General features: G+C 67.4%; 16 protein-coding genes. 3 read left to right on the forward strand and 13 right to left on the reverse strand.

Annotation, left to right across the window (positions count from 1 at the left end; all coding sequences use genetic code 11):
- Positions 1 to 71: 71 nt before the first annotated feature.
- Positions 72 to 206, forward strand: coding sequence for an entericidin A/B family lipoprotein (locus SSA01S_RS08180; RefSeq protein WP_058715861.1), 135 nt, complete (start codon positions 72 to 74; stop codon positions 204 to 206).
- Positions 207 to 360: 154 nt separating this feature from the next.
- Here SSA01S_RS08180 and tatC read toward each other — a convergent pair whose 3' ends face one another.
- The 8 genes from tatC to argS form a co-directional block, all read right to left on the reverse strand.
- Positions 361 to 1,152, reverse strand: a complete 792-nt coding sequence (gene tatC, locus SSA01S_RS08185; RefSeq protein WP_058715862.1) for a twin-arginine translocase subunit TatC — start codon at positions 1,150 to 1,152, stop codon at positions 361 to 363.
- Positions 1,149 to 1,622, reverse strand: coding sequence for a Sec-independent protein translocase protein TatB (gene tatB, locus SSA01S_RS08190; RefSeq protein WP_061780000.1), 474 nt, complete (start codon positions 1,620 to 1,622; stop codon positions 1,149 to 1,151). The genes tatC and tatB overlap by 4 nt, the downstream gene beginning before the upstream one ends.
- A 32-nt stretch (positions 1,623 to 1,654) precedes the next feature.
- A complete protein-coding gene (locus tag SSA01S_RS08195; protein ID WP_058715864.1) occupies positions 1,655 to 1,891 on the reverse strand; it encodes a Sec-independent protein translocase subunit TatA in 237 nt (78 codons plus the stop codon).
- A gap of 143 nt (positions 1,892 to 2,034) precedes the next feature.
- Entirely contained in the window at positions 2,035 to 2,643 is a 609-nt protein-coding gene (gene scpB / locus SSA01S_RS08200; RefSeq protein ID WP_061780001.1) for an SMC-Scp complex subunit ScpB, read from the reverse strand.
- Positions 2,640 to 3,362, reverse strand: coding sequence for a segregation and condensation protein A (locus SSA01S_RS08205; protein WP_058715886.1), 723 nt, complete (start codon positions 3,360 to 3,362; stop codon positions 2,640 to 2,642). Before SSA01S_RS08205 ends, scpB begins: the two co-directional genes overlap by 4 nt.
- A gap of 147 nt (positions 3,363 to 3,509) precedes the next feature.
- The gene (gene nagZ / locus SSA01S_RS08210; protein WP_061780002.1) at positions 3,510 to 4,514 is read right to left on the reverse strand and encodes a beta-N-acetylhexosaminidase; all 1,005 of its coding nucleotides are present in this window, start codon (positions 4,512 to 4,514) and stop codon (positions 3,510 to 3,512) included.
- Positions 4,515 to 4,566: 52 nt separating this feature from the next.
- Positions 4,567 to 5,313 carry an SPOR domain-containing protein gene (locus SSA01S_RS08215; RefSeq protein WP_240954608.1) on the reverse strand — a complete coding sequence of 249 codons (747 nt, stop codon included), beginning with the start codon at positions 5,311 to 5,313 and terminating at the stop codon, positions 4,567 to 4,569.
- Positions 5,313 to 7,037, reverse strand: coding sequence for an arginine--tRNA ligase (gene argS, locus SSA01S_RS08220; protein WP_061780003.1), 1,725 nt, complete (start codon positions 7,035 to 7,037; stop codon positions 5,313 to 5,315). Before argS ends, SSA01S_RS08215 begins: the two co-directional genes overlap by 1 nt.
- 233 nt (positions 7,038 to 7,270) lie before the next feature.
- On the opposite strand from argS, the gene SSA01S_RS08225 reads away from it, so the two are divergent.
- The gene (locus SSA01S_RS08225) at positions 7,271 to 7,570 is read left to right on the forward strand and encodes a hypothetical protein (RefSeq protein ID WP_061780004.1); all 300 of its coding nucleotides are present in this window, start codon (positions 7,271 to 7,273) and stop codon (positions 7,568 to 7,570) included.
- A 74-nt stretch (positions 7,571 to 7,644) separates the two neighbouring features.
- Here the strand turns inward: SSA01S_RS08225 and SSA01S_RS08230 are convergent, their stop codons facing one another.
- Positions 7,645 to 8,067: a DUF3597 domain-containing protein gene (locus SSA01S_RS08230; RefSeq protein WP_061780005.1), complete on the reverse strand. Its 423-nt coding sequence runs from the start codon at positions 8,065 to 8,067 to the stop codon at positions 7,645 to 7,647.
- A 153-nt stretch (positions 8,068 to 8,220) separates the two neighbouring features.
- Here SSA01S_RS08230 and SSA01S_RS08235 point away from each other — a divergent pair, with 153 nt between their 5' ends.
- The gene (locus SSA01S_RS08235) at positions 8,221 to 8,796 is read left to right on the forward strand and encodes a DUF4142 domain-containing protein (protein ID WP_061780037.1); all 576 of its coding nucleotides are present in this window, start codon (positions 8,221 to 8,223) and stop codon (positions 8,794 to 8,796) included.
- A 26-nt stretch (positions 8,797 to 8,822) separates the two neighbouring features.
- Here SSA01S_RS08235 and SSA01S_RS08240 read toward each other — a convergent pair whose 3' ends face one another.
- From SSA01S_RS08240 to ftsA, 4 genes are all read right to left on the reverse strand, one after another.
- The gene (locus SSA01S_RS08240) at positions 8,823 to 9,989 is read right to left on the reverse strand and encodes a deoxyguanosinetriphosphate triphosphohydrolase (RefSeq protein WP_061780006.1); all 1,167 of its coding nucleotides are present in this window, start codon (positions 9,987 to 9,989) and stop codon (positions 8,823 to 8,825) included.
- Complete coding sequence (locus SSA01S_RS08245; RefSeq protein WP_061780038.1) at positions 9,986 to 12,067, reverse strand: SPOR domain-containing protein; 2,082 nt, start codon at positions 12,065 to 12,067, stop codon at positions 9,986 to 9,988. The genes SSA01S_RS08240 and SSA01S_RS08245 overlap by 4 nt, the downstream gene beginning before the upstream one ends.
- Positions 12,068 to 12,624: 557 nt before the next feature.
- Positions 12,625 to 14,157: a cell division protein FtsZ gene (ftsZ, locus tag SSA01S_RS08250; protein ID WP_061780007.1), complete on the reverse strand. Its 1,533-nt coding sequence runs from the start codon at positions 14,155 to 14,157 to the stop codon at positions 12,625 to 12,627.
- A 120-nt stretch (positions 14,158 to 14,277) separates the two neighbouring features.
- Entirely contained in the window at positions 14,278 to 15,537 is a 1,260-nt protein-coding gene (gene ftsA / locus SSA01S_RS08255; RefSeq protein WP_061780008.1) for a cell division protein FtsA, read from the reverse strand.
- Position 15,538: the final 1 nt, after the last annotated feature.

The following is a 15,538-nucleotide window of genomic DNA, read 5'->3' on the forward strand; positions in this document are numbered from 1 at the left end:
CCGTGACACGGCCGGAACGAATGCAGTGCTGGCGCATTGGGCCGTCAAGGTTTTCACAGAGGAGACAGAGAATGCGTAAGCTGATGGGTCTGGCGATCGTCGCTGGTGCACTGCTGGTCAGCGCCTGCAACACCGTCGAAGGCATGGGCAAGGATGTCAGCTCGGCTGGCAACACTGTTGCCAAGACGGCAGACAAGTCGAAGTAAGCCCTTCACCCGGCTGACACGCAAAAGGGCTCCGGCGGTATCCGCCGGGGCCCTTTTCTGTTCTGGAAGCAGTTTTCGGACCTCGACGTCGCTCCCAGGAAAAAGGGAGCCCCGGCGACCGCCGGAGCCCCCTTTCACAGAACCGGAATCCCTATCAGGCCGCCGCTTCGGCGTCCTCGTCCTCCTCGATCGCCGCCTGCTTGGCGCGGGAGCGTTCGGTGAACCAGATGCCGATGATGGCCAGCTCGTAAAGGATGATCAGCGGCACCGCGAGCAGCACCTGCGACATCAGGTCCGGCGGGGTCAGCACCGCCGCAATGGCGGTCGCTGCGACGATGGCATAGCGCCGCGAGGCAATCAGCTGCTTGCGGGTGACGATGCCCGCCCGTTCCAGCAGCATCAGCAGCACCGGCAGCAGGAAGGCCAGGCCGAAGGCGAACAGGAACTGCATGACGAAGGACAGGTAATTGCCGATCGCGGGCAGCGCCTCGCGCTTCACGCCGCCCACCATGCCGTCAAAGCCCAGCAGGAAGTGCAGCGCCATCGGGATGGCTATGTAATAGGCCATCGCCGCGCCCATCAGGAACAGCACCGGCGTCGCCAGCAGGAAAGGCAGCAGCGCCTTCTTTTCCTTGCGGTACAGCCCCGGCGCGACGAACTGCCACAGCTGGTTGGCGATCACCGGGAAGGAAATCATCATCGCGGCGAAGAACGATACCTTCACCTGGACGAAAAACGCCTCGAAGATCTGGGTATAGACCAGCGTGCCCTGCCCCGCCTTCAGCAGCGGCTTGGCGAGGAAGCCGAAGATCGACTCCGAAAAATACATCGACACGCCAAAGGCCAGCGCGATGGCGACGATGCAGTAGAGCAGCCGGCGGCGCAGCTCGATCAGATGTTCGAGAAGGGGCGCGCGGCTGGCGTCGATCTCGTCATGTTCGCTCACGACACCGCCCCCTCGGTCCCGCGATGGGGATGCTCGGTCGACGGTGCGGGCGCGACCACCGGCTTTTCGACCATGACCGGCTGGTCGCTATGATCCGCATGGGTGTCCGGCTGGTGGTCGGCCGGATGATGATCGGGATGCGGAGTATCGGCCGTCACGGCCGGATGGGCCGGGTCGGGGAGCGCAGGCGGCACGGGATGCGCGCCATCGGTCGGCGTGACCGGCGGTGCATCGGCGGCATGCTCGCGCATGATGCGCTCATTCTCCGCCGCCCAGCGCTTTTCCATTTCCTCCAGCTCGGCCTCGCGGACCATATTGTCGAAGCCCTGGCGGAACTGGCGCGTGACGCCGCGCGCCTTGCCCACCCAATAGCCGACGACGCGCATCGCCTTGGGCAGGTCCTTGGGACCGATCACGACGAGCGCGACGATGGCGACCAGCAAGAACTCGCTGGAATCGATGTTGAACATGGAGGTCCGGTACTGGGTCTAGACGGGCCGGATCAGCGATCGTCGCGCACGCGCTCGCCGTCACGGTCGAAGGCGGGCTCGGCCGACTTCTGCGCCTCGATACGCGGTGAAGGCTTGGCGGGCGTCTCGTCCTCTTCGGCCATGCCCTTCTTGAAGTTCTTCACGCCCTTGGCCACGTCACCCATCAGGCTGGAGAAACGGCCGCCGCCGAGCAGAAGGATCGCGACGATCGCGAGGACGACAAGATGGATCGGGCTGAAGCTGCCCATGGCACGTCTCCTGGAATTTGTCTGTCTATCTAGGCCTTGGCATCGCCAGCGGCAATGGTGTCGGCGATGCGATCCGGCCCCCAATTGGGGATAAGGAGCCGTGACGGACCATTGTGACGCGGCCGTGACGCAAAGGAAAGCGCTCAATCGCCCTCGCCGCGATCGGCCGCCCCCTCCCGCTCTTCCTCTTCTTCCATGCGCTCCAGCGCCAGATCGACCGGATCGAGCAGCCCCGCCGCGCGCAAATCCTCGATGCCCGGCAGGTCGCGCCTGCTGGTCAGCCCGAAATGCTGGAGGAACGCGGGCGTCGTCGCATAGATGAGCGGTCGCCCCGGCACCTCGCGCCGCCCGGCCGGGCGTACCCATCCCGCCTCCATCAGAACGTCCAGCGTGCCCTTGGAAATGGCGACGCCGCGAATCGCCTCGATCTCGGCGCGGCTGACCGGTTCGTGATAGGCGATGATCGCCAGCGTCTCGATGCCTGCGCGGGACAGGCGTCGCGCTTCCTCGCGGTCGCGGCGGAGCAGATGGGCGAGATCGGGCGCGGTCTGGAAATGCCAGCGGTCGCCGCGCCGGACCAACGCGATGCCCCGCCCGCGATACTCGGCCTCCAGCGTCTCCAGCGCGGTGCGGATGTCGCTGGCGCCCTTGCCCACCCCGACATGGGCACGGATCGAATCCACGCTCATCGGTTCGGGCGAGGCGAACAGCACGGCCTCCACCGCGCGGACGGTCGGGTCCATTTCGCTCATAGCGGCTGGCGGATCATCAGCGGAGCGAAAGGCGCGGCTTGGCGCAGCTCGACCTTGCCCTGGCGCGCCAGTTCCAGCACCGCCAGGAAACTCGACGCCAGCGCCGAACGCCGCAGCCGTTCGCTGCCATCGGGCAGGAAGGTCTCGATCGCCGACCAGTCGATCCGGCTGCCGACCAGCATCGACACCCGCTCCAGCGCCGCCTCCAGCGTCATGACCTGACGATCGGCAACGACGTGCATCACCGGCCGCGTGCGGGCGTTGATCCGGCCATAAGCGGCGATCAGGTCATAAAGCTCCGCCTGCCACAAGGCCTTGCGCTGCACCGCCAACCCCTCGGGCGCGCCACGCGGAAAGACGTCGCGGCCCAGCCGGTCGCGCGCCATCAACCGCGCGCCCGCTTCGCGCATCGCCGCCAGCCGCTCCAGCCGGAGTTGCAGGCGCAGCGCCATATCCTCGGGGTCCGGCTCCTCATCGGGTTGGCGTGGCAACAGCAGCGAGGATTTGAGATAGGCCAGCCACGCCGCCATCACCAGATAATCGGCCGCCAGCTCCAGCTGCATCCGGTCCGCCCGGTCGATGAAACGCAGATATTGCTCGACCAGGGCCAGGATCGAAATCTGGCGCAGGTCGACCTTTTGCGACCGCGCCAGCGACAGCAACACGTCCAGCGGTCCTTCCCACCCATCCAGATCGAGCGTCAGCTGTTCCCCCGTCATCGCAGGCAAGCTTAGCGGCGATATGGGGTTCTGGCGAGACGGGACGGGCCATCTTTCCGGCCGCGAACGTGTCGACGGGGCGTGAAAGGAGGCATGGCAGGTCTGCCTTACTCCTCGACCATCGCGAAGCAGCGGTCGGTAGGGCGCTTAGCCAACCAGCGCCAGCAGCGCGTCGCGGCGGGCGATCAGCTCGGCGAAGTGCCCCTCGCCTGCCCCCACACTCGCCATCGCGCGGTCTAGGCGGTCGCGGGCCGCGTCGCTGATCGGGGGCACCCGCCCGGCAATCTCGACCATCTCGTCCATCCGCGCCCAGCAGTCGAGGACGAGGTCGCATCCCGCCGCCAGTGCCCCCGCCGCCTTCTCGCCTGCCGTACCGCTGAGCGCCTTCATGTCGATGTCGTCGGTCATCAACAGGCCGTCAAAGCCGATCGCGCCGCGAATGATCCGGTCGATCACCACGGGCGACAGGGTCGCGGGGCGCTCGGCGTCCCACGCCTCGAAGACGATATGGCTGGTCATGCCCATCGGCGCGTTCGCGAGAGTGCGGAAGGGTTCGAGATCGACCGCCAGCTCCGCCTCGCTGGCCGTGACGGTCGGCAGCAGATGGTGCGAATCGACCAGCGCGCGGCCATGGCCCGGCATGTGCTTGACCACGCCGACCACGCCCGCCGCCGCCAGTCCCTCCAGCATCGCCCGGCCGAGCGCGGCGACCTGCATCGGCTCGGCACCATAAGCGCGGCAGGCGATGGCCTCGGTCGTGCCCTCTTGCGCCACGTCGAGCAACGGCGCGCAATCGACGGTGATGCCGACCTCGCGCAGCATCAGGCCCAGCGCCTGGCCATTGGCGCGCATCGCCTGGATCGCCGACATCGGCGCGGTCTCATAGAGCTTGGCAAAGACGGGCCCGGCCGGGAAAGCGGACCATTCGGGCGGCCCCATCCGGGCGACGCGGCCACCCTCCTGGTCGATCAGGATCGCCAGGTCATCCCGCCCCGCCAACTCCCGCAAGCTGTCGGTCAGCGCGCGCACCTGCGCCCGGTCGACGATGTTGCGCTTGAACAGGATATAGCCCGCCGGTTCGACCGAGGCGAAGAACGCCCGCTCATCGGGGGTCAGCACCGGGCCCGACAGGCCGAAAATGACGGGAATCATGGACGAGATACTCCACCCCCTGCCCGCCACGGCGAGCAGGGGGCCTGATCGATCAGCTGGCGACGAAGCAGCTCTCGCCCGCCACGCGCAGGCGGCCGCAGATATCAGCGGCTTGGTTGGCCGAACCGGCGTTCACGCGCAGGCGGTAGAGCGTCTTGCCGTTCGACGCGACGGGCTGCACCACTTTGCCCAGCGCGCCCACATAGGAAAAGCGCTTCGAGAAGCGATCCCAAGCGGCATTGGCCGAGGACTCGCTGGGATAGGCACCCAGCTGCACCATTGCGCCACTGGCGCTCGGCGCGGCGGCGGGCGCCCGCGCGGCGGTGACCGGCGCGGGCGCGACCAGCTTGCCGCCCGATTCGGGGACCTGCGCCACGGCGTTGCGGCCACCACCGGCGTCGCTGGGCTTCTGGACGACGCGGGTGCCGTTCATCGGCGCTTCGGGCACGGCACGCAGGTCGATCGCGCCGGTGCCGCCGGGCTTGCCCGCGCTGGTCGCGATGGCGGTGTTGCCCTCGCCCTTGACCTTCAGGCCACCCGGATCGGCCGGGCGCACCTTGTAATCGCCCTCGGGCGCAGCGATCACCGCGCCGTCGCCGTCCGCCGCCGCCTGATGCGCCTGCCATTTGTAGAGACCGAAGCCGATAAAGGCGAGGATGGCCAGGCCGACGATGACGAGCGCCACGACCTTGCCGATGCCGACACCTTCGGGTTCGTCGGCTTCGACGGTTTCCAGCCAGGGGAGCCGATCCTCCTCCTGCTGGTCGTATCCACGCCCCAGATCCATATCGTTCGCCATCACTTCATCTCCGAAACCGCTTCGACACCCATGAGCGCCAAACCGTTACGAATGATTTGCCCGATCCCGTCGCTGAGGAAAAGACGGGCACGCGTCACCTCGGCATTCTCCGCGATCAGGAAGCGACGATCGGGGCGATCGTTGCCGACATTCCAGGCCGCATGGAAGGCCGCCGCCAGGTCATAGAGATAAAAGGCGATTCGGTGCGGCTCACGCGCCGCCGCCGCCGTCTCGACGATACGCGGGAACTGCGCGGCCAGCTGCACCAGCGCCAGATCCTCGGCGTCGAGCAGCGACAGGTCGGCAGAGCCCTCTGCGATCCCTGCCTCGGCCGCACGCCGCTTGAGCGAGGCGATGCGGGCATGGGCGTATTGGACATAGAAGACCGGATTGTCCTTCGACGCCTCGACCACCTTGGCGAAGTCGAAATCCATCTGCGCGTCCGAGCGACGGGTCAGCATGGTGAAGCGCACCACATCCTTGCCGACTTCGCGAACGACATCGGCCAGGGTGACGAAATTGCCTGCGCGCTTCGACATCTTCACCGGCTCGCCACCACGCAGCAGGCGGACCATCTGGACGAGCTTCACGTCGAACTTGGTCTTGCCGCCGGTCAGCGCCTCGACCGCCGCGACGATGCGCTTGACGGTGCCCGCATGGTCGGCGCCCCAGATATCGATCAGCTGATCGGCGGTCTGGGCCTTCTGATAGTGATAGGCCAGGTCGGCGCCGAAATAGGTCCAGGCGCCGTTCGACTTCTTGATCGGGCGATCCTGGTCGTCGCCGAACTGGCTGGAGCGGAACAAGGGCAGCTCGACCGGCTCCCAATCCTCGGGCGTCTCGCCCTTGGGCGCTTCCAGCACGCCGTCATAGACCAGCCCGCGCGAGCGCAGCTCGGCCTCGGCCGCTTCGGGCTTGCCCGCCGCTTGCAGCTCGGCTTCGGAAGAGAACAGGTCGTGATGGATGCCGAGCAGCGCCAGATCCTCGCGGATCATCGCCATCATCGCCGCCACCGCGCGGGTGCGGAACAGGACCAGCCACTCGCTTTCGGGCGCGTCGACATATTTGTCGCCATATTCGGCCGCGAGTTCCGCGCCGATCGGCTTCAGATATTCACCCGGATACAGGCCCTCCGGAATTTCGATCGTCGCGCCCAGCGCCTCGCGGTAGCGCAGATGGGCCGAGCGGGCGAGGACGTCGACCTGCCCGCCCGCATCGTTGACATAATATTCGCGGATGACCTTGTGCCCCGCAAATTCCAGCAGGGTGGCGAGCGCATCGCCCACCACCGCGCCGCGGCAATGGCCCATGTGCATCGGCCCGGTCGGATTGGCCGAGACATATTCGATATTGACGGTGACGCCCTGCCCCCGCGTCGAGCGGCCATAATCGGCCCCCGCCTGCGGAATGGCGGCCAGCTCGTCGCGCCACGCCGCATCGGTCAGCCGCATGTTGAGGAAGCCCGGCCCCGCGACCGACACGCTGTCCACTTCGTCCAGCTTGCCCAGCTCCGCCGCGATCGCCTCGGCCAGGGCGCGCGGATTGGTGCCTGCGGGCTTGGCCAGCACCATGGCGGCATTGGTGGCGAGGTCACCGTGACTGGCATCGCGCGGCGGTTCGACTGTCACGTTGCGGCGATCCAGCCCGCCGGGCAGCGTGCCGGCGGCGACCAGCGTGTCCAGCGCCGCGTCGATATGCGCGGCAAAGCGGGTGTAGAGGGTCATCACATCGTCCGATCGGGGTAGCAAAGCGTGGCGCTCTAGCGAAATCGGGCGCTCGCTTCAAATCATGCCTGATCCGCAACGCCGGACGATTGCATGGAATGCAATCTAGCCAAACGCCTTTGCAGTTGCGGGCCATGCTGCAGCGCAATAAATCCGTATACGAAAGTTATAGCGTCGAAAACGGCGCGAGAGGACCTGATCCGGCTCAACGCCATCACGCGGGAGTTTCGATCATGCGCAAGACCATTCTGATCCTGGCCGCCATTGCCGCCACCGCCATTCCGACCATCGGGGCCATCGCCGCCGAGGGCGAGCAGAGCTTCGTCCATGAAGGCAGCACCTATGTCTATACCCGGATCAACGACAACGGCCGCGCCGTGATCCAGGGCCACCGCTATCCGGGCGGCGAGCCGTTCCGCTTCGTGGTCAAGGGCCACCGCGTGACCGGCACGACCGGCAACACCGAAGTCTCGTTCACTACCGACCAGGCGCGTGGCGCGCTGGGCGCGGGCGTCGAAACCAGCGCCCGCTAACCGACACGTTGTTCGGTGGGACGGCCCGCATGTCCGAGGGGGACATGCGGGCCGTTTTGCATTGACGCGCCGCCTTACTGTCGGAGGCTGTCCGGCACGATGCCGCCATTTTCGGCAAGCTTATCCATCACCGCCTTGTGAAGCGCGATATTCTGCTCGGCCGAGCCATCCTCGCCCGCATGGACGCCCAGTTCGTCGGCCAGTTCCTTGCGCGCGGTCAGGCTGGAATCCAGGTCCAGCAGCTTCAGCAGATCGACGATCGAACTCTGATAATTGCCGCCGCCATTCTTCATCGCCGCCATTTCGCTAAGCACCGCACCGACATCGACCGCCTGCGGGGCGGGTGCGGCTTCGGCCACGGGGGCGGCCTGTTGCGGCGCAGGCTGCGGTGCGGCGGGCGCAGGCTGAGGGCTCGGGTCGGCCTGGATCGTGGACGGCGCCGGCTTGGCGGCACCGTGATGGAAGATCTTGCCCAGAATATTGCCGAAGATGCTCATTTGCGTCGCTTCCCTTCTTGATCCGCCGGGCGGCGGGATGCCGGACCAACGATGCGATGGCCGTTCGGGTCCCATCGGCTGGCACTTGGCGGGAACGTCCGTCGACCCGACGCGCTTATGCAGGGTTGCGTTTTCTGTCAGGGGTTCAACGACATGACGATCAGAGCGACTATCCTAGCGACCTCCGCCCTTCTCGCGCTGGCGGGCTGTAACCGAAGCGGTGAGACGAACCAGGCCACGACCGCCGACAATATGATGGTGACCAACGATATGGCGACCGCCTCGCCGACGCCGGTCGCAACCAGTGCGGCGCAGAGCTTCGCCAATGCGGCGGCGGCCAGCGACGCCTTCGAGATCGAAACCTCGAAGCTCGCCGCCACGAAGGGCGCATCCGCCTCGGTTAAGGCCTATGCCGCCAAGATGATCGAGGCGCACACCGCCTCGACCGCGAAGCTGAAGACGGCGGCCGGATCGGCCAGCCCGGCTATCACGCCCGATCCCACGCTCAATGCCGAGCAGCAGCAGAAGCTGGACCAGTTGAAGGGCCTGACCGGCAAGGCGTTCGACGAAGCCTATATCGCCGAACAGACCGCCGGGCATCAGCAGACGCTCGACACGCTGAAGGCGTATGCGGCGACCGGCGACTCCGCGCCGCTCAAGACGTTCGCGACCGGCCTGATCCCGACCGTGACCGCCCATCTCAACATGGCGAAAGCCTTGAAGGCCTGATCCATGCCGATCCTGCCGGAGGGGTCTTAAAACCCTTCCGGCAGGTCGATATTCCCCAGCAGATCGCGGTAGCAGCGGATCGCATAGCGATCGGTCATGCCCGCGATAAAATCGGCGATGTGCCGACTGCGCGCAGGCTCCTCTTCCGGCAAACGCTCACGCCATTCCTCTGGGAGTTGCGAAGGGTCCGCGCGATAGGCGGTAAACAGGCCCTGGACGATCCCATGCGCCGCATCCGCCGCCGCCAGCTGGCGCGGGTGATGATAAAGGTTGGCGTACATGAAGCGCTTCAGATCGCGCTCCTCCACCCGCATCGCATCCGAAAAGCCGACCAAGGCGCGACCTGCGCCGCGGACATCAGCGACATCCCCTACCCCACTCTCGGCAATGCGGGTCCGGGTTTCGGCCACCAGATCGTTGACCATCACCCCGATTTGCGACCGGATAAGCTCGCTAGCCAGCCGCTTCGGGGCGACCTCTGGAAATTGTGCCCGCGCTGCGTCCCAGCCACGCGCGACCAGCGGCACTTCCAGCAGCTGATCCAGCGTCAATAACCCGGCGCGAAGGCCGTCATCGATGTCGTGATTGTCGTAGGCGATATCATCGGCCAGCGCCGCGACCTGCGCCTCCAGCGAGGCATGGCTGTCCAGGTCGAGCGGAAAACCCGCATCCGCCTCGCCCAGCGCCCAGCCGGGATGGCGGATCGGCCCATTATGCTTGGCCAATCCCTCCAGCGTTTCCCAGCTGAGGTTCAATCCGTCCCAGCGCGGATAGGGCCGCTCGATCTCGGTGAGGGTGCGCAGCGTATGGCCGTTGTGATCGAAGCCGCCATGGTCCGACAGCGCGGCCTTCAGCGCGTCCTCGCCCGCATGGCCGAAGGGCGGATGGCCGATATCATGCGCCAGGCACAGCGCCTCGGTCAGGTCCTCGTTCAGCCCCAGCGTCCGCGCGATGGTGCGGCCGATCTGCGCGACCTCCAGGCTGTGGGTCAGGCGGACACGGAAATGGTCGCCATCGGGGGCCATGAAGACCTGGGTCTTGTGCCGCAGCCGTCGAAAGCTGATCGAATGGATGATCCGGTCGCGGTCACGCTGGAATGCGTCGCGCGGCCCGCGCGCCAATGCCGTCGCCTCGTCATGGCGACGCCCCCGGCTGTGTTCGGGATAGGACGCCCAGGGGGCGAAACGGCTCACTTGGCGTCGAGCCGAGTCACCGACTGCCCGGCATCGCTGGTCACCGGGAAGGCGGAGATGCCCTTCTTGGCCAGCTGGTTGACGAAGGCGCGGGCCTCCGCATCGGTCTTGAACGGACCGGTCAGAACGCGGTGGGTCGCGCGCAGCGGGGTCTTATACCCCTTGTGGCCTGCAAACAGCTCAGGCGCCTTCGCCTTTGTCGCGGCCCAGGCCTTGGGCAGGTCATCCTCGTTCGCGCCGCCCGCGACCTGGACCCAGATTCGCTCGGGGTTCGCCTTGGCGCGCTTCTTTTCCTCCAGCGCTTCCTTGGCGGCGAGCGCCTTCTCCGCAGCCTCCGCCTTTTTAGCAGCAGCAGCCTTTTTCTCGGCGGCCAGCTTGGCGGCGGCGGCCTTGCGCTCGGCGGCGGTCGGAGCCTTGGGCTCCGTCTTTTTCGGCTCGATCGTTTCGGCCGCCTTTTCGCGCGCCTCATGATCCCGCTCGGCCTTGGCGCGCGCTTCGGCCAGCACCCGCTGCGAGCCGGTCGTGACCGGGGTGGCCGCCGCGACCACAACGGGACGCTCGGGGCCCTCCACGCCCAGTTCGGAGGCCGGGATCGACAGGTTGGCGACGATACGGGCGAGGATCGAGTCCTCTCGCACCGCATGCGCCGCCGCCAGCGAGGGCCGACGTCCGCCGGAGCGCGTGGCGCGGGGTGCAGGCGCAACCGGCGCGGGTTCGGCCGTCTGGCTCGGCACCGGCTGGACCATCGCCAGGGCGGTCGGCGGCGGCGTGGTCGCGACCGGTGCGGGGCTCGGCTCGGCCTGAACCGTCTGGACGGGCGCGGTCGACGGCAAAGGCTGGACCATCGCCGTCGTGGCGGCAGGCGATGGCTGGGACGCGGTGGGCAGCGGCTGCACCATCGGCACCGGCGCGGTGGAAGCCATGGCGACCGGCGCGCGGGTGTCCGGCACCGGCGTCGTGGCAGGCAGCGTGCTGCTGAAGCCGGGTTGCGGCTGCGCCGTCCGCGTCGGCAAGGTCGCCGCGACCACGCGCGGGGTCGTTGCAGGCACGGGGACTGCGCTCGCCATCTGGGTGGGGGCGCTCGCCACGGGGGCAGGCGTCACGGTCGTCGGGATCGGCGTACGGACGCCGGACTGCGGTACGGCCGCGGCCAGGGCGACGCCCCGATTCTCCCGCATCGGCTGGCGACTGCCGCGACGACGATCCTCGCGCACGGGCTGGGTCGTCGGCACCGTCACCGGCGTTGCAGATGCGAGCGCGACCGGCGCCTCGGGCGTCAGCGGCGGCAGGTTCGGCGCCAGTCGCGCATCGGCCAGCCGCTCGGGCGTGGCGCGCGTCTCGCCGAAATGCACGGCAAAGGCGCGGTCGATCGCGGGCAGCGTCGGCAAGCGCTGGAAAAAGGGTTGCAGCCCCTGCGCCAGTTGCGGCGGCATCATCGTCGAGGCGATGCGCGTCGCCTCGGGCAGGTCGCCACCCATCGCCAGGATGAAGGCACGCGCGCGCCACGCGGCGCGGTCGGTCTTGCGGAGCAGCGGGTCGAGCTGTTCCAGCGCCTGGTCCTTGCGGCCCGAAATGCCGAGCGACAGGGCATAACGGCGCACGATCTCGTCACTGGCACCGTTGGCCAGCGCCAGCCGATAGTCGCGCTGCGCCCGCGCCTGATCGCCGATCAGGTCATAGGCCAGGCCACGATCCCCTGCGAACTTCGCGGCAGGCAGCCCCGCTGCCTCGGCCTGCGAGAAATAGCGAAGCGCTTCGCCCGGCCGCTCGGAGCGGACCAGGATCGACCCCATGCCCGCCTTCACGCGCGGGTCGCGCGGATCGACCTTTTCCGCCCGCGCGAGCAGCGATGCCGCGCCCGACAGATCGTCGAGGTGAATGGACAGATCCGCCGCCTCGACCAGCGCATCGACATTGCGCGGGTTCTGCGCGACGCGGCGCATCACATCGCCCAGCTTGTCGGCGTCGGTCGTGCCGGGAAGCGGCTGAACCACCTCTTGCGCGAACAGGGGCATGGGTGCGGCCGCAAGGGCCAGGGCGAGCGCCAGCGAAGCGCGGGGAAAGAATGCGAACGTCATGGGACCGTGGCTCATAAAGCGTGTTTCGGCGCGCACGGCAATGGCCCTCGCACATCCCACGCGCCCGAGCGCTCTGGACGGTCGACCAACAGGATCGAGGGTATTGGTTGCATTGGTTCGAGCGACGCCGCGAGGATGCCAATTTTGTTCGCGCAGAGGCGCAGAGGGCGCAGAGACTTTGCAGCTTGGCCAAGCCGTTGCGGCAGATCGCTTAAATTGGGCAAGCTCCTACGCCCACCTTCTCCTCTGCGTCCTCCGCGCCTCTGCGCGAGCCATCCTCCTTGTTTTGCAGCAGGATGACAGCCCCGCTTAGATCCTTGTTTCACGCGGAGGCGCGGAGCATCAAAATGCGGAGCAACGCTTTTAACCTATTCATCGGTTGAGGTGACAGGTCCGTTGACGCGGCAAGCAAGACACCTCCGCGCCAGCAAATCTTCGCGTCATCGCGGCTTCGCGTGAAAAGCCAAATCCCCCACCGGCAGGACACAAAAAGGCCCGCGCGAGCGTCTCGCGCGGGCCTCTTGTCCAGCCGTCACCCGGAATACCGGGCGAAGCGATTACTGATTGTTCTGGCGATGCAGGAAGCGCGGAATGTCGAGCGACGAGTCCGTACCACCCTGCGCGGCGTCGTCGCGCGACGCACCGCGTGCGGCATTCGACATACGCTCGAACAGCGTACCGCCCAGCTTCACGCGCGGCGCAGGCTGTGCGGGGGCTTCACCGGCTTCGCTGCCCGGGGCGAGCCAGCGACGACGCGCTTCCTCGCTGCCCGGAGCCGGTTCGACCGCAGCGGCCGGGGCGGACTGGGCCGGGGGAGCGGGGACGATCGTGTCGGCACCAAGCACCAGCTCGTCATCGGCGACCGGAGCCGCCGGCGCGGGGGCCGGAGCAGGCTTGGCGATGGGCGTGGTGATCGTCGCGCTGACGGTCGAAGTCACCGGGGCCGCGACGGGCGCGGCCGGAGCAGGCTGTTCGACCGGCGCGGCGGGCGTCACGCTCGCCTGCGGAGCGGGGGCCGGTTCGCTGGGGCGATAGCTGGGCGTATCGTCGCTCTTGCGCGCCATGCCACCCATGCTGAAGCCGCTGCTGCGATTCGCCTCCGACGGGGACGGTGCGACCTTGAGGTCGGCATCGATGCCGGTCGCGACGACCGACACGCGGATGCGGCCTTCCAGCTCGGGATTGAAGGCCGATCCCCAGATGATGTTCGCGTCCGGGTCGACCAGTTCGCGGATATGGTTCGCCGCCTCGTCGACCTCGAGCAGGCGCATATCGTCGCCGCCGGTGATCGAGATGATGACGCCCTTGGCCCCCTGCATCGACACGCCGTCGAGCAGCGGGTTGGCGATCGCCTTCTGCGCCGCCTCGATCGCGCGATTGTCGCCGGTGGCTTCACCGGTGCCCATCATCGCCTTGCCCATCTCCTGCATCACCGAGCGGACGTCGGCGAAGTCGAGGTTGATGAGGCCCGGCATGACCATCAGGTCGGTGATGCCGCGCACGCCCTGCTGCAGCACCTCGTCCGCCATCGCGAACGCTTCCTTGAAGGTCGTGTTGGCGTTGGCGATCAGGAACAGGTTCTGATTGGGGATGACGATAAGGGTGTCGACGTACTTCTGAAGCTCTTCGATGCCGCCATCGGCCGACTTGGCGCGACGATTGCCCTCAAAGGCGAAGGGCTTGGTCACGACGCCAACGGTCAGGATGCCCATGTCGCGCGCCGCCTTGGCGATGACCGGGGCCGCACCGGTGCCGGTGCCGCCGCCCATGCCCGCCGCGATGAAGCACATGTGGCTGCCCTCAAGCAGACGCGACAGATCGTCGATCGTCTCTTCGGCGGCGGCGCGACCGATCTCGGGACGGCTGCCCGCGCCCAGCCCCTGCGTGATCTTCGCGCCCAGCTGGATACGCTGCGGCGCGATCGACTGCTTCAATGCCTGCGCGTCGGTATTGGCGACGAGGAAATCCACGCCCTGTACCTCGGCGCGCATCATGTTCGCGATCGCATTGCCGCCGGCACCGCCGACACCGATCACCGCAATACGCGGCGTCAGCTCGTCGACCTCGGGTGCGATGAATTCGATGCTCATCCCAATTCTACTCCGCCGTTCCCGGTCGGTACGCAAAGACCGGGCCCCTGAATTAACCGTTAGTGCACCAGACCTGTGCCAAGTGCCAACCGAAAAGCGTCAGATGCGCCGCGCTTTTCCCTAATAATTTGCTTTTGCGGCCTGAATCAGCCGCCGGAACAGTCCCATGCCGCTGGGCCGGTGCACCGCCTGGTTCGTCGGTGCGATCGTCCGCAGGTCGATGGGATCGGTCGCGGCATAGAAAGCCAGACCCGCCAGCGTCGCGAAAGCCGGGCCGCCATGCGCATCGGGCAGGCCGGTCAGCCCGCGCGGTCGCCCGATCCGCACCGATCGACCGAGCGCCTGCTGCGCATAATCGGCAATGCCCTTCAGCTCCGCCCCGCCGCCGGTCAGCACGACCTGACGCCCAACCGGCCCCTCGAACTTCAGATGCTGGAGCGCCTTGCGAATCTCGCCCATCTGATGCTCCAGCCGCTGGCGGATCACGCCGATCAGCTGCGCCTTGGTAATCTGCATCGTGTCGCCGCCATCCTCGGCCGAGATCGGCGTGACCTGGATCATGTCGTGATTGTCGCGCGGCGACGCATTGGCCGATCCGTGGAAGCACTTCATCCGCTCGGCCATCTGCCGCCGCGTCCCGAAGGCCGAGGCAACATCGTCGGTGATGTCCGCCGCGCCCATCGGCAGCGAGCAGAGCCCGACCAGCATCCCACCCGCGAACAGCGAGACATTGGTGATCCCCGCCCCCATCTCGACCAGCGCGACGCCCAGCTCGCGCTCCTCGTCGGACAGACAGGCCAGCCCCGTCGCCACGGGAGCCGCGATGATCGACTTGACCTCCAGATGTGCCGACCGGACGCACAGGTCGAGGTTGCGCACCGGCGATCCGTCAGCGGCCACGACATGGATGTGCACGCCCAGCCGGTCGGCATAGAGCCCCAGCGGCTTCTTCACGCCCGTCAGCCCGTCTAGCGTATAGAGCGCGGGCTGCGCGTGCAGCACCATGCGCCCCTGCGGATCGATCGAGTTACGCCCGGCCGCCAGCAGCGCGTCGATATCGCCCTGTTCGACGCGGTGGCCGCCCAGCTCGAACTCGACCTCGGCCACGTCGGACACCAGCCCCCCGGCCGAGAAGCCGACCCAGACATTCTCGATGTTCAGCCCCGCGATGCGCTCGGCCTGTTCGACCGCCTCGCGCACCGCCGCCTCGGTCGCGCCCATATCGGCGATATAGCCGCGCTTGACGCCCCGGCTTTCGCGCTGGCCGGTGCCCAGCACGATCAGTTCGCCGCCATCGCCCTTCCGGGCGATCAGCGCGGACACCTTGGACGATCCGATGTCCAGGGCGGTGATCAGCCCTTCGGGCGCAATTTTCGCCATG

It is taken from the genome of Sphingomonas sanguinis NBRC 13937 (genome assembly GCF_001591005.1).
Lineage (GTDB): Bacteria > Pseudomonadota > Alphaproteobacteria > Sphingomonadales > Sphingomonadaceae > Sphingomonas > Sphingomonas sanguinis.

Bases quoted from the DNA above. Each gene is read 5' to 3' on its own strand.
- scpB (WP_061780001.1), bottom strand. From the start codon at position 2,643: ATGAGCGAAATGGACCCGACCGTCCGCGCGGTGGAGGCCGTGCTGTTC.
- SSA01S_RS08205 (WP_058715886.1), bottom strand. From the start codon at position 3,362: ATGACGGGGGAACAGCTGACGCTCGATCTGGATGGGTGGGAAGGACCG.
- argS (WP_061780003.1), bottom strand. From the start codon at position 7,037: ATGACCCTCTACACCCGCTTTGCCGCGCATATCGACGCGGCGCTGGAC.
- ftsA (WP_061780008.1), bottom strand. From the start codon at position 15,537: ATGGCGAAAATTGCGCCCGAAGGGCTGATCACCGCCCTGGACATCGGA.
- tatB (WP_061780000.1), bottom strand. From the start codon at position 1,622: ATGTTCAACATCGATTCCAGCGAGTTCTTGCTGGTCGCCATCGTCGCG.
- SSA01S_RS08180 (WP_058715861.1), top strand. From the start codon at position 72: ATGCGTAAGCTGATGGGTCTGGCGATCGTCGCTGGTGCACTGCTGGTC.
- SSA01S_RS08245 (WP_061780038.1), bottom strand. From the start codon at position 12,067: ATGACGTTCGCATTCTTTCCCCGCGCTTCGCTGGCGCTCGCCCTGGCC.
- SSA01S_RS08235 (WP_061780037.1), top strand. From the start codon at position 8,221: ATGACGATCAGAGCGACTATCCTAGCGACCTCCGCCCTTCTCGCGCTG.
- ftsZ (WP_061780007.1), bottom strand. From the start codon at position 14,157: ATGAGCATCGAATTCATCGCACCCGAGGTCGACGAGCTGACGCCGCGT.
- SSA01S_RS08215 (WP_240954608.1), bottom strand. From the start codon at position 5,313: ATGGCGAACGATATGGATCTGGGGCGTGGATACGACCAGCAGGAGGAG.
- SSA01S_RS08225 (WP_061780004.1), top strand. From the start codon at position 7,271: ATGCGCAAGACCATTCTGATCCTGGCCGCCATTGCCGCCACCGCCATT.
- SSA01S_RS08230 (WP_061780005.1), bottom strand. From the start codon at position 8,067: ATGAGCATCTTCGGCAATATTCTGGGCAAGATCTTCCATCACGGTGCC.
- nagZ (WP_061780002.1), bottom strand. From the start codon at position 4,514: ATGATTCCCGTCATTTTCGGCCTGTCGGGCCCGGTGCTGACCCCCGAT.
- SSA01S_RS08195 (WP_058715864.1), bottom strand. From the start codon at position 1,891: ATGGGCAGCTTCAGCCCGATCCATCTTGTCGTCCTCGCGATCGTCGCG.